Below are 12,398 nucleotides of genomic sequence, written 5' to 3'. Positions count from 1 at the left end.
ACGCTGGACGCCGACTACGTCCCGCCGGCCATCGAGACACTCGGCACCCAGGAGGAACTGGCCCGCACCGCCGGGGAGCCGAAGGCGATCGGCGCCTCGTTCTGACGCCACAGTTCGCCCGCCCGGCCGGCCCGCGCCAGCGCCTCGTGCGCCGGCCGGGCCGCCGCCGCTCCGGCGAGAGTGTGCAGCGGGAACCGCGCCGCCTGCGGCACACCCGCCGGGAGTTCACCGCGCCGCAGGCCAACAACGGCGTCGACCATGAGATCCGCCGCGAACACGTCGGCAGCCCGTTCCAGATACCAGAGCGAGAGCGGACCCGACGGCACCGGCATCGGCCGCCGCACGACGATCGCGCCGGTGTCGATCCCCGCGTCGACGCGGTGCACCGTGGCCCCGAGCGGTATCCCCTCGGCGAGCGAGTAGCCGACCACCCCGCTGCCGCGCATCCACGGCAGCAGCGCCGGATGGGTGTTGAGCACCGGCACCGCGACCGCGTCGATGAGTTCGGCCGGCAGGAGGCCGCAGCCGCCGAGCAGAACGCAGTCCGGCGCGAGCCGCACCAGGTCCCGGCGCAGCCGTGCGCCGGCGAGGCCGCCGCTGGTCCGGATGCCCCGCCAGCGGCGGTGGAAGTGCAGCGTGCGCCGCAGGGTCGGCCACGGCCGTTCCCAGTCGCCGGCGAGGAACACCACCGCGTCGAGCGGCACGCCCCGCCGGCGGAAGCGGTCCAGCAGCAGCCGGCCCCGGAAGCCACCCGGCGTGATCAGGACAATTCGGGCCACCTACCGCACGCTACAGGCCGATCGCGGCGCGTACCTCCGTGATGCCCTCGACGGTCAACGGGTGTTCCGGCCGGACGAAGCGCTCCGGGGTGAGCACCAGCCGGCGCAGCATGGCCAGCTCGCCGGGCCGCCGCCGCCAGCGCGACGTGCCGTTGTCGACATAGCCGACCTTGCGGCTCACCGCCAGCGAGGCCGGGTTGTCGAGGAACGCCGCCGACGTGATCTCGGCCGCGCCGAGGTGGTCGAAGAAGAGCGCGCAGACCGTGCGGCGCATGGCCGTGCCGATGCCCTTGCCCTGGAACCGCTGGCCCAGCCAGGATCCGGTCTCGCCGGTGCGCACGACCGCGTAGTCCTTCGCCGAGAAGCCCTGGACCCCGACGATCTCACCGTCCACGCGGACCACCAGGTCGAGGGTCCATTCCTCCGGGGAGAACGTCGCCCGCTTGCGCCAGTAGTAGGCGGCCATGCGGGAGGGAAGCTCCTCCTTCGGCGCCTCCGTCCACGGGAACGCGAACGGCATCCGCCCCGGCTCGTGCACACCCCCGAGCGCCAGTGCGGCCAGCGGTCCGATGTCCGCGTCCGTGACGGCGCTCAGCCGGATGTGTCCACAGTGGACGCTCAACGCGAACGGGGGCCACAGCTGCGCGGGTGTCACCATCACCCGATGATGACCAACCCGGCGGACGCTGTCTTTTCAATTACCCGCACAGCGCTCCGTCGACGCGGTGCGGCGCGCGATCGGGATCCGGGCGGCCGGTTAGGCTCGGCGCACCGCCCCACCGGGAAGGACGCGCCTTGGCGATCTACGTCGTCGGTTCGATCAACGCTGACCTGACCACCGTCGTGCCGCACCGCCCCACCGGCGGCGAGACGGTCCTCGCGAGCGAACTGCGTCGCTCCCCCGGCGGCAAGGGCGCCAACCAGGCCGTCGCGGCGGCCCGGGCGGGTGGCCGCGTCACGATGATCGGCGCGGTCGGCGCCGACGACCTCGGGCGCGCCCAGCTGGCGGCGCTCGACGCGGCGGGGGTGCGGACCGGACCGGTGGCCGTGCTGGACGACGCGCCGACCGGGCTCGCGTTCATCGTCCTGACACCCGACGGGGAGAACTCCATCGTCGTCGTGCCCGGCGCCAACCGGCGGCTCGACGGCGCCCTGTCGGCGCTGCGCGACAACCTGCGCGAGGGCGACGTCGTGGTGGCCCAGGCGGAGATCGGGCCGGCGGCGGTCGACGCGGCGGCGACGGCGGCCGCCACGCGCGGGGCCCGGCTGGTCGTCAGCGACGCGCCCGTGGTGCCGCTCGCACCGGCCACGCTCGCCGCCGCCGACCCGCTCATCGTCAACGAGCACGAGGCGCACGACCTGCTCGGCGGGCCGCTTCCCGAGGGCAGCACGCTCGCCGCCGCGGTGCTGCGGGCGACCGGGGCGCGTTCGGTCGTGGTGACGCTGGGCGGGGCCGGGTGCGTGGTCGTCACCGGGGACACCGTCGAGACGGTGGTGCCCGGCGAACCGGCCGACGTCGTGGACACCACGGGCGCCGGCGACGTCTTCGTCGGCACGCTCGCCGCAGCGGTGGCCGCCGGGGCCGACCTGCTGGCCGCGGCCCTGGCCGGCAACCGCGCGGCCGCGCGGTCCGTGGGGGTGGCCGGCGCCCGGGGCTGACCCGCTCGCCGATCTTGCAGTTGTGGCTGCGACAAATCCCCACCGAAGGCCGCAGGTCGGGCGCCACAACTGCAAGATCGCACGGTCAGTGGCGGTGGTGCAGGTACTCGGCCGGGCGCAGCAGCATCGCCAGGAGCATCGTCGCGAACATCAGCGTGTGCCCGGCCATCATCAGCGTCTCCCCGGAGACGGCGCCCAGCCAGTACGGCACGAGCAGCACCACGAACGGCGCCACCATCGCCACCGACATCTCCACGATCGGCCGCCACGCGTGCCGACGCACCCGCATCCACAGCACCATGCCCACCGTCATGTCGAACGCCATCACCAACGCCCCCACGTCGTCGCGCGCCACGAGTCCGGGCGCCGCGAACGACCACACCGGCGCCAGCACGAACATGCCGACGAACATGGCCACCACCATCTCCACGTAGTGGCCCGCGAAGCGAAGGTAGGAGCGGGAACGAAGCGAAGTCGTATCGGTCATGCCGCACAGGGTGTCGAACCGGCCGGCCGCGCGCACGTGCCGAACGTCATGACCCGGGTCATGGTCCCAGCAGCCCCAGCGCACGGGCCCGCAGCGCCGCCTGCGTCCGGTCGCGCGCACCGAGCTTGCCCAGCACGTTCGTGACGTGGTTCTTGACGGTGCCCTCGGCGAGGAACAGCGCCGCCGCGATCTCCCGGTTGCTGTGCCCCCCGGCGAGCAGCCGCACGACGTCGAGTTCGCGGTCGGACAGCGGTGACGTGACCGGCGGCGGCTCGTCCGGCAGGCGCGCGAACGCCGCCACCACCTTGGCCGCCACGGACGGCTGGAGCACGGACTCGTCGCGTGCGGCCGCCCGAACGGCCTCGACGAGGCGTTCGGAGGAGACGTCCTTGAGCAGGTAGCCGACCGCGCCGGCGCGCAACGCCGCGAACACGTCCGCGTCGTCGTCGAACGTCGTCAGCGCGATCACCCGCGCGCCGGGGCGTTCGGCACGCAGGCGGCGGGTCGCGGCGATCCCGTCGAGCACCGGCATGCGCAGGTCCATCAGCACCACGTCGGGTGCCAGTTCGGCGGCGCGGCGCAGCGCCTCCTCGCCGTTGCCGGCCTCCCCGACGACCTCGATGTCCTCGTGCACGCTCAGCAGCACCGCGAGCGCCTCGCGGAAGAGCGACTGGTCGTCGACGAGCAGCACCCGCGTCATCCGGGCACCTCCACGCGGAGCGTGTAACCCTTGCCGGGCAACGATTCCAGCGTCATCGTTCCGCCGGCGTGCGCGGTGCGCTCCTCGATGCCGAGCAGTCCGAAGCCGCCCCGCGCACCGTCCACATCGGACACTCCGGTGCCGTCATCGCGCACCTCCAGGCGGACGTTCGCGGCGTGCGTGTAGTCCAGGGTCAGGTCGGCGCGGGTGGCGGCGGCGTGCTTGCGGACGTTCGTCAGGCCCTCCTGGGCCGCACGGTACAACGACTCCGTCGCCGCGGGAGCCAGCGGGCGGGCCTCCCCTACGACGTCCAGGCCCGTGGGCACGCCGGCCGCCGAGGCCTCCTCCGCCAGGGCCCGGAGGGCGTCCGGTAGCGGTGCGCGCGACTCCGGTTCCCGCAAAGCTCCGACGGAACGGCGAACGTCGCGCAACGCCGTCTCCGCCTGGGACTGCGCCTTGGACAGCACCGCGTCCGCGCGGGCCGCGTCCGCCGCCAGCACCGCGCGCGCCGCCTTGATCTGCATCTGGACGACCGTCAGCGAATGGCCCAGCCCGTCGTGGATGTCGCGGGCCACCCGGTTGCGCTCCCGCACGACGGCGAGCCCTTCCGCCTGGACGGCGTACTCGCGCAGCCGTCTGTGCGCCTCGGCCAGTTCGGCCCGCGACCGCTGTTCGCGCATCAGCAGCTTCGTCACGAACGCCGTGAACAGCCCGGCCGCCAGCAGTCCCAGCCCCTCGCGCAGCCCGTCCCGCCACGCCATCCCGACGTGGTAGAACGGCACCACACCGACCACCACCGCCGCCGCCCGCCAGGGCAACAGCAGCACGCTCTGGCTCACCAGCACCACGAGGAACAGCGTCGCGCCGACGTACGACCGCGCGCCGACGAAGACGATGAAGCCGAGCAGCATCTGGACGACGACGTACGCGTACGCCCCGGCCCGCCCGCGCCGCGCCACCCATTGGAACCCGGCGATCGCCGCCGCGGCGAAGAGCGCGCTCGGCACCAGGGGCCACAGCCGCTGGCCCGCCCCGATCAGGTCCACCCCGATCGTCGCGAACGCCCCGAGCGTCAGGGCGGCCAGCGCGCGTCTCATGCCCCCACTCTGCCGTGCGCGGGCGCGGAAAAGCTACTGGCCGATCCGGCCGTCGATCCGTTCGCGCAGCAGGTCGGCGTGGCCGCAGTGGCGCGCGTACTCCTCGATCATGTGCACCAGCACCTGCCGCAGCGGGAGGCCGGTGGGGCCGGTGGGACCCAGGTCGGGAGCGGCGTCGACAAGGCGTTCCGCGAAATCCACCTCGGCCCGCCACGCGGCCCACGCGTCCGCGACGACGGCGGGATCGGCGGACGCCCCGTCCCACGCCTCCTCCCCCGGACCGTACAGGTACGGCGCGTCCGCGCCGGCGAGCCGGCGGCGGAACCAGCCGCGCTCCACCTCCGCGAGGTGGCGCACCAGGCCGAGCAGCGACATGGTCGACGGCGGCACCGAACGGCTGGCCAGCTGCGCGGCGTCCAGATCCGCGCACTTCAGCTCCAGCGTGCGCCGGTAGCGGTGCAGGAAGTCGCGCAGCGTGGTGCGCTCGTCGACGTACGCGACGCCGGTCTCCCGTGGGTCGTCGGCGGGGTCGACCCACATGTCGGCGTAAACGGTGGACTTGGTCCAGCGGCCGGGCTCGTCCGAGGTCATTCCCGCATCCTTGCCGGGCGACGGACCGGCCCGCCACCGCAATTGCGCACGACGCCCGTCCGTCCACACACGACAGACGGGCGCCGGCAGCTCGCGTGGGGCTTCAGCTGGAGGTGCAGCCCGGCGTCAGGGAGCCGGCGGTGCCGGTGCCCTGGAAGCCGAACTCGGTGCTCTGACCGGCCGCGACCCGGCCGTTGTAGCTGACGTTGGCGAACCGGACCGCGCCGCTCGTGCCGCTGGCCGTGGCGTTCCACGAGTTGCTGACCGCCGCGCCGCTCGGCAGCGTCAGCGCGACGTTCCAGCCGTTGATGGCCGAGGCGCCGGCCGTCACGCGGACGGTGACGACGAAACCGTTGTTCCACTGGTTGATCGACACGCTCGCGGTGCAGCCGTTACCGGTCGGCGGCGGGCTGGAGGTGACCGGCGGCGACGACGGCGGCGTGCCCGGCGAGGACTGGCCGGGCGACGACGGCGGGGGGCTGCCGGCGTTCAGGGCGTTGAGCGTGGAGGTGTAGGCGGCCTTCTTGTTGCCGCTGCTGTCGAAGAGCAGCGGGGTGCCGCTGGCGCGCCACGAGTCGCTGTCCCGGATGCCCCACACCGTGATGCCGTTGCAGCGGGCCACGGCGAGGCAGGCGTTGACGACGGTCGCGAAGTTGTTCGCCTGCGCCGTTCCGGAACCCTCGATGTCGAGTTCGGTGATCTGCACGTCCACGCCCAGGGCGGCGAAGCGGGCCAGGTTGGCCCGGTAGTCACCGGGCACCGGCGACTGCGCGTTGAAGTGCGACTGGAAGCCGACGCAGTCGATCGGCACGCCGCGCGCCTTGAAGTCCTGCACCATCGCGTAGACGGCGTTCGACTTCGCGTTCTGGCCGTCGGTGTTGTAGTCGTTGTAGCAGAGCTTGGCGCCGGGGTCGGCGGCGCGCGCGGCGCGGAACGCGGCCTCGATCCAGTCGTTGCCGGTGCGCTGCAGGTTGGAGTCGCGGCGGGCGCCGCTGTTGCCGTCGGCGAACGCCTCGTTCACCACGTCCCACGAGTCGATCTTGCCCCGGTAGTGGGTGGCGACGTTCGTGACGTGGTTGAGCATGGCGTTGCGCAGCGCCGTACCACTCAGGCTCGACGTCCAGCCGGGCTGCTGCTGGTGCCAGGCGAGCGCGTGTCCGCGCACCTTCATGCCGTTGGCCTGCGCGTGGCTGACCAGCCGGTCGCCGTTGGTGTAGTTGAACGAGTTCTGGTTGGGCTCGGTGGCGTCCCACTTCATCTCGTTCTCCGCCGTGACGGAGTTGAACTCGCGGTTGAGGATGCCGACGTACACCGAGTCGGACAGCTTGTTCACGGCGACGGCGGTGCCGAAGTAGCGGCCCTTCTCCGCGGCCGACGCGCCGAGCGTGGTGCCGGCGTCGGCCACACCGGTCGTGGCGATGAGAACGGCGGTGACAGCGGCGGCCGTGGCCGCCAGGGGCACGGCGAGTCGTGCCGAGAGGGGAATCTTGGCCATGTCCAGCCTTCCGGGCGGGGGGAGCAAGGACGCGCCGGAAGGCTAGCGGCGGGCGGGCGGGCAAATCGACGTTCGTACCCGGCCGAAACATGCTCAGCGCGCTCTACCTGGGAAAACGTCAGACAGACCGCTGGAAGTTTCAGCGTCGGACTGGAAATTTAGATCTACACTCGGTACCGCGGTCCTGCGGACGGGGGTCAGATGCGCGCGACGGAACGGGCGGTGCTCGACGCGGCCGAGCGGGTCGCGACGGCCGCCACCGAGCTGGGCGCCTCGGCGCGCGGCCTCGCCGCCCTGGCCCGGGACGCCACCGTCGAGTCGGGGCGCGCACTCGGCACCGTGGAGGCGCTGCGCACCGCCACCGCCGACATCCGTTCGGCCGTCGGCCTCATCTCCCAGGTGTCCGCGCAGACCCGGCTGCTCGCGCTCAACGCCACCATCGTGGCCGCGCACGGCGGCGGGACGTGGCGCGGCTTCGGCCTCCCGACCGACCCTCCGGCCGACGAGGCGGCCGTCCCCGACCGGGTCGACGCCCTGCTGCGGGCCGTCGACGAGGCCGTCACCGCGCTCGAACGGGCCACCGCCGGCATCCGTCGGATGGACGAGACGATCACCGGGATCACGGCGGCGGTCGACGGGGCCGGCGGGGCGAGCGCCGGGCTGTGCCGCCTGGTGGAGGCGCTGCGGACCGAGGTCACCCACGCGGCGGCGGCACTGCGCGACGACTGAGCCCGGTCAGCCCACTACAGCGGGTTCCCGCAGACCCGCCATTCGCCGTCGGCCTCCCGGCGCAGTTCCACGGAACGATTTATCTCGTCGTCGCCGCGGTAGAAATACAGCGACACCCGGACGCGCGCGACGCCGGCCTTGTCGCTCTCGGGCTCGGGAGGACGAATGCCGGGAAGCACGCGGAGCAGCAGAACGCAGAACAGCATCATGGCCGTCAACTTGATGATCCATTCCATCACCGTCGCGCCGTCGACGCGTCTGTCCATCGGCCGCCGCCTTTCCCCGTGCGCTGCTGCCGTCGAGGATGTTCCACACGGTGCGGTGTGCGACAGGTCGGCCGGCGGCTGTCCGGGCCGGGCCCCGGCTGCCGGGTTCCGGCAATCTAGGTGGTGCCCGTCGAGGGAACGACGAGGCCGGTCTCGTAGGCGACCACCACCGCCTGCGCCCGGCTGTTCAGCCCGAGCTTGGCCATCACGCGCTTGACGTGCGTCTTGACGGTCGCCTCGCTGAGCACGAGCCGTTCGGCGATCTCGGTGTTGCTGAGGCCGGTGCCGACGAGGCTCAACACCTCCGCCTCGCGCGCGGTCAGCTCGGCCAGCGCGGAACCGCCGACCGTCGTCGTGCGGTGCTTGTCGGCGTACGCCTCGATGAGCCGGTGCGTGATGCGCGGTGCGATGAGGATGTCGCCGGCCGCGATGGTGTGCACGGCGGCGATGATGCGCTGCGGCGGCGTGTCCTTCAGCAGGAACCCCGACGCGCCGGCCCCGAGCGCGGTGTACACGTACTCGTCGAGGTCGAACGTCGTCAGCACCACCACGTGCGGCCGGTGCGGGCTGTCGTCGGCGAGGATCGCCCGGGTGGCGGCGATGCCGTCCATGACGGGCATGCGGATGTCCATCAGCACCACGTCCGGCCGGGTCTCGGCGGTCAGCGCCACGGCCTGGGCGCCGTCGCTCGCCTCCCCCGCGATCTCCAGCCCGGGCGCCGCCCGGAACAGGGCCACGAGCCCGGCCCGGATGAGGTCCTGATCGTCGACGACCAGAACCCGCACCGGCGCCGCCGACGAGTCGCCGGGCGCGCCGACAGGAGGGGTGCTCATCGCGCCGCCCCCACCGGCAGCCGCAGTTCGACCGTGAACCCGCCCCCGTCGGCGGGCGACGCGGTCAACACGCCCCCGTACAGTTCCGCCCGTTCCCGCATGCCCTTGATGCCGTGCGACGTCGGGGAGACCGCCGCCGAACGGGACACCCGCCCGCCGGTGTCGCTGATCCGCACGGTGAGCGCCCGTTCCGAGTACTCGACCTCCACCCGCGCCGAGGCGGGGCCGGCGTGCTTGAGCACGTTCGTCAGCGACTCCTGCACCACCCGGTAGGCGCACAGGTCGGGGCCGGGCGGCAGCGGGACGGCCGTTCCGGTGACCGTCACGTCGACCGGGACGCCTGCGGTGCGCGTGCGATTCACGAGTTCCTCCAGTTGGGCGAGGCCGGGTTGCGGCCGGTAGCCGTCGTCGCGACCGGTGTCGGGGAGGTCGCCCGGTTCGACGCGGAGCACGTCGAGCAGGCGGCGCATGTCCAGCAGGGCGTCGCGACTCGCCTCGCCGACGGTGGCGATAGCGGTGCGCGCGGTCGGCGGGTCGGCGTCCAGAACGTACTCGGCGAGGCCGGCCTGCAGGGAGATGACCGACATGTGGTGCGAGACGATGTCGTGCAGTTCGCGGGCGATGCGGACGCGTTCGTTGGCGGCGGCGCGGGCGGCCTGGGCGGCGAGCCGTTCGGCGCGCGTCGACCACTCGCGGGTGCTCTCCCCGAGCGCCCACACGCCGGCGATCAGCAGGGCGATCTGGAGGATCTGCGACCACGGCAGCGCGTCCGGAAACGTGCGGCTGTAGGCGATCGCCATCACGGCCAGCGCCGCCACGAACAGTCCCGCCACGACCGCGCGCCGGCACAGCATCGCGGCGGTGAACATGCCGAAGAGCAGGCCGACGCCCGAGTCGGGGAACTCGCCGTTGCCGAGCATCGCGTAGCCGGTGAGCCCGACCAGGATCGCCACCACGGTGAGCACGGGCGCGCGCTGGCGCCAGGCGATCGGCGCGACGCTGAGCGTGGCGAAGAGGACGGCTGGAAGGCTCGGCCTGCCGTCGCGCTGCTGGACGAGCGTGGCCAGGGCCAGCCCGGTGAACACGATGGCCAGCAGCACGTCCACCAGGACGGATCGGAGGAGCGTCCGCACCCGTTCGACGATAGTCGCGATCTCCCCGGTGAGCCTCTCACCAGCGTGGTAACCCCCGGTACCCCCGGCGGGGTAGGCGAAGTTGCCGTGCCCGTGTGACGACTGCGGTCGATGTCCCGCCATAGCGTTCCCAAGCATGAAGCCACTTCGGATCACATTGACGGCTGCCACCGCCGCCGTGCTCGCGGCCGGCGTCGCCCTTGTCGGCACCGGCACCGCGGAGGCGGGTGAGAGAACCACCCTGCAACGCGACGCCGACGCGCTGTTGAAGTACGGCACACCGGGCGTGCTGGTCGGGGTCGACACCCCCGGCCGCGACATCAAGGTCCGTAGCGGGCTCGGCGACGTCTCCGCCCGGACACCCGTTCCGTGGAACGCCAAATTCCGCATCGGCTCCTTCACGAAGACGTTCGTGGCGGCGACCGTGCTGCAGTTGGTGGGCGAGGGGAAGCTCTCCCTCGACGACCCGGTCGAGCGTTGGCTGCCCGGCGTGGTGAACGCCAACGGCAACGACGGCCGCGCCATCACCGTTCGCCAGCTGCTGCAGCACACCAGCGGCCTGAACGAGTACCTGATGGACATGCCGTGGCTCTTCTCCGAACAGGGCTTCCGGGACAAGCGCTTCACGACGGTGACGGCGGAGGAGGCGGTGGCTTTGGCCGTGCAGCACCCGCCACTGTTCCCGCCCGGCGCCGGATGGGAGTACTCGAACACGAACTACGCGCTCGCCGGCATGATCATCCAGAAGGTCACCGGGCGCACGTGGTTCGACGAGGTGCGCGAGCGCATCATCGAGCCGTTCGGCCTCAAGGACACCAGCGCCCCGTACACGGAGAGCCGGATCCCGCGCCCGCACGCCGTCGGCTACGAACGCTTCCCCGGCGAGGGCGCCACCGAAGAGGACCCGAAGTACGGCGAGTTCGTCGACGTCACCGAGCAGAACCCGTCCTGGGGCGGCGCGGCCGGCGCCATGGTCAGCACGCTCGACGACGGCAACCGGTTCCTGCGCCTGCTGCTGAGCGGCAGGGTGCTCAAGCCCGCACAGCTCGAGGAGATGCGGGCGACCGTGACGCCGAGCGAGGAGTTCCGGGAGAACTGGCCGGGCGCCCGCTACGGCCTGGGGCTCGTGTTCGTCCCGAACTCCTGCGGCGGCTCGTGGTCGCACGGCGGCGACGTCATCGGCTTCCAGACCCGCAACGGCGTGACGCCGGACGGCAGGCGGAGCGTGATGGTCTCGTTCAACACCCACTCGTTCGAGCCCGACGAGGGCGTCACGCCGCCCCGGACGGACAAGTCCATGGAGCTGATCGACCACGCACTCTGCTCCCACTGACCCGATCCGGATCACGGGCCGGCGCCTCCGGGATGCCGGCCCGTGATCGTCATTTCTTACCGAAAACCGCCGTCCGGCAACACCTTCTCGTAAAAGATGGCGATCATGCGCGCCACACTGTCCGCCATCGCCACCGCCGCCCTCTGTGTCAGCCTGTCCGCGACACCGGCCGCCGCCGCCTCCGGCGAGGGGTGGGCGCAGGACGGCTACGGCCCGGCCAACACCGGCTGGAACCCGCACGAGCGCGCCATCAACCCGAGGACCGCCGGCGCGCTGACGTACCGCTGGTCGATCGTCTCCCCCGCGGTGCGCGCGAGCTGCCTCGGGCAGTGGTCGCCGGTGGTGGCCGGCGGGCGGATGTTCCTCTCCGACGCGAACGGCTTCGCCGCCTACGACGCCGCGACCGGCAGACGCCTGTGGCGGCACACCGTCGACAGCACCGCCGACGAGGAGACGCCGGAGCTGAGCGTCGCCGGGGACACGCTCGTCGCGGCGGCCAACACGTGCGGCTCCACGAGCGACCCGGACGGCTTGCTCACGGCGTACGACGCGGCGACCGGCCGGGAACGCTGGTCGCTCCGGCGCGACGCGCCGATGTACCAGGTGGTCGTGGCCGGCGACGTGGTGGTGGCGGGCGGCGGCGACGCCGGCGTGGACACGGTGACCGCGTACCGGCTCGACGACGGCCGTCCACTGTGGACACGTGACGGGGTCGAACTGGGCTCCGGCGCGGCGGCCGGCAACCTGATCCTGCTGACGCGCACCGACGGCAGCGCCACCGAGGCGGTGCACCTGCGCACCGGGAAGCGGCTCTGGACCCGGCCGGCGGAGTGGTCCGTGCAGGCCGCCGATCGGGACGGCCGGCTCTTCCTCGCCACGACGCCCGGTGGTGACCTGCTGGCCGTGCACGCCCGCACCGGCGCAACCGCCTGGAAAGCCCCGAACGCCGCCGGCCGGCTGGCCGTCGACGACACCCGCGTCTACGTGGCGCACGGCGAGGACATCCTCGCCCTGAACCTGACCGACGGCCGCCCCGCGTGGAAGCACGAGGTGTGGAGCCCGGTCGCCCGGCCGGTGGTCGCCGGCGGCGTCGTGTTCGCCGGTTCGGACCTGCAGTCGGTGACGATGCTCGACGCGCGCACCGGTCAGCCGCTCGAGGACACGCCGATCATCCGCCGTTCGGTCGGGCACGTCGTGGTGGTCGACGGCCGCCTGTACGCGACGGACGGCCGCGTCCTCGACATGTTCCGCTGAGTCGGGACGGCCGCGGGGCCCGATGCCCCGCGGCCGCTTCCC

The 12,398-nt window shown here is 72.8% G+C and carries 14 protein-coding genes; 4 read left to right on the top strand and 10 right to left on the bottom strand.

Going from position 1 to position 12,398, the window contains the following annotated elements:
• Positions 1-14: 14 nt before the first annotated feature.
• The gene (locus Val02_RS35770) at positions 15-779 is read right to left on the bottom strand and encodes a formyltransferase family protein (protein WP_203903725.1); all 765 of its coding nucleotides are present in this window, start codon (positions 777-779) and stop codon (positions 15-17) included.
• 10 nt (positions 780-789) lie between these two features.
• On the bottom strand, positions 790-1,437 hold the full coding sequence (locus Val02_RS35765; protein ID WP_203903724.1) for a GNAT family N-acetyltransferase: 648 nt from the start codon (positions 1,435-1,437) through the stop codon (positions 790-792).
• A 137-nt stretch (positions 1,438-1,574) separates the two neighbouring features.
• Between Val02_RS35765 and Val02_RS35760 the strand changes: the two genes are divergently transcribed.
• Positions 1,575-2,438: a PfkB family carbohydrate kinase gene (locus Val02_RS35760; RefSeq protein WP_203903723.1), complete on the top strand. Its 864-nt coding sequence runs from the start codon at positions 1,575-1,577 to the stop codon at positions 2,436-2,438.
• Between the two features lie 85 nt (positions 2,439-2,523).
• Here the strand turns inward: Val02_RS35760 and Val02_RS35755 are convergent, their stop codons facing one another.
• The 5 genes from Val02_RS35755 to Val02_RS35735 all read right to left on the bottom strand — a co-directional run bounded on the left by Val02_RS35755 (position 2,524) and on the right by Val02_RS35735 (position 6,808).
• Positions 2,524-2,925, bottom strand: coding sequence for a hypothetical protein (locus Val02_RS35755; RefSeq protein ID WP_203903722.1), 402 nt, complete (start codon positions 2,923-2,925; stop codon positions 2,524-2,526).
• A gap of 58 nt (positions 2,926-2,983) precedes the next feature.
• Complete coding sequence (locus Val02_RS35750) at positions 2,984-3,625, bottom strand: response regulator (protein WP_203903721.1); 642 nt, start codon at positions 3,623-3,625, stop codon at positions 2,984-2,986.
• Entirely contained in the window at positions 3,622-4,722 is a 1,101-nt protein-coding gene (locus Val02_RS35745; RefSeq protein WP_203903720.1) for a sensor histidine kinase, read from the bottom strand. The genes Val02_RS35750 and Val02_RS35745 overlap by 4 nt, the downstream gene beginning before the upstream one ends.
• Positions 4,723-4,755: 33 nt before the next feature.
• Positions 4,756-5,313 (bottom strand): DinB family protein, encoded by a 558-nt coding sequence (locus tag Val02_RS35740; protein WP_203903719.1) that lies wholly within the window; start codon positions 5,311-5,313, stop codon positions 4,756-4,758.
• Between the two features lie 103 nt (positions 5,314-5,416).
• Positions 5,417-6,808, bottom strand: a complete 1,392-nt coding sequence (locus tag Val02_RS35735) for an endo-1,4-beta-xylanase (RefSeq protein WP_203903718.1) — start codon at positions 6,806-6,808, stop codon at positions 5,417-5,419.
• A gap of 201 nt (positions 6,809-7,009) precedes the next feature.
• Between Val02_RS35735 and Val02_RS35730 the strand changes: the two genes are divergently transcribed.
• Positions 7,010-7,537: a methyl-accepting chemotaxis protein gene (locus Val02_RS35730; protein WP_203903717.1), complete on the top strand. Its 528-nt coding sequence runs from the start codon at positions 7,010-7,012 to the stop codon at positions 7,535-7,537.
• A 14-nt stretch (positions 7,538-7,551) separates the two neighbouring features.
• Here Val02_RS35730 and Val02_RS35725 read toward each other — a convergent pair whose 3' ends face one another.
• The 3 genes from Val02_RS35725 to Val02_RS35715 all read right to left on the bottom strand — a co-directional run bounded on the left by Val02_RS35725 (position 7,552) and on the right by Val02_RS35715 (position 9,769).
• Complete coding sequence (locus Val02_RS35725) at positions 7,552-7,803, bottom strand: hypothetical protein (protein ID WP_203903716.1); 252 nt, start codon at positions 7,801-7,803, stop codon at positions 7,552-7,554.
• A 116-nt stretch (positions 7,804-7,919) separates the two neighbouring features.
• Positions 7,920-8,636 (bottom strand): response regulator, encoded by a 717-nt coding sequence (locus Val02_RS35720; protein WP_203903715.1) that lies wholly within the window; start codon positions 8,634-8,636, stop codon positions 7,920-7,922.
• Positions 8,633-9,769 carry a sensor histidine kinase gene (locus Val02_RS35715; RefSeq protein ID WP_239153594.1) on the bottom strand — a complete coding sequence of 379 codons (1,137 nt, stop codon included), beginning with the start codon at positions 9,767-9,769 and terminating at the stop codon, positions 8,633-8,635. Before Val02_RS35715 ends, Val02_RS35720 begins: the two co-directional genes overlap by 4 nt.
• Before the next feature lie 136 nt (positions 9,770-9,905).
• Between Val02_RS35715 and Val02_RS35710 the strand changes: the two genes are divergently transcribed.
• Together Val02_RS35710 and Val02_RS35705 are read left to right on the top strand one after the other, a co-directional pair.
• Entirely contained in the window at positions 9,906-11,102 is a 1,197-nt protein-coding gene (locus Val02_RS35710; RefSeq protein WP_203903713.1) for a serine hydrolase domain-containing protein, read from the top strand.
• A gap of 105 nt (positions 11,103-11,207) precedes the next feature.
• Positions 11,208-12,356: an outer membrane protein assembly factor BamB family protein gene (locus Val02_RS35705; RefSeq protein WP_203903712.1), complete on the top strand. Its 1,149-nt coding sequence runs from the start codon at positions 11,208-11,210 to the stop codon at positions 12,354-12,356.
• The last annotated feature ends 42 nt before the right edge of the window (positions 12,357-12,398 follow it).

It is taken from the genome of Virgisporangium aliadipatigenens (assembly GCF_016863615.1).
Classification (GTDB): Bacteria; Actinomycetota; Actinomycetes; order Mycobacteriales; family Micromonosporaceae; genus Virgisporangium; species Virgisporangium aliadipatigenens.
Note: the sequence above shows the minus strand (reverse complement) of the source record. Positions and strands in the feature narration are given on the sequence as shown.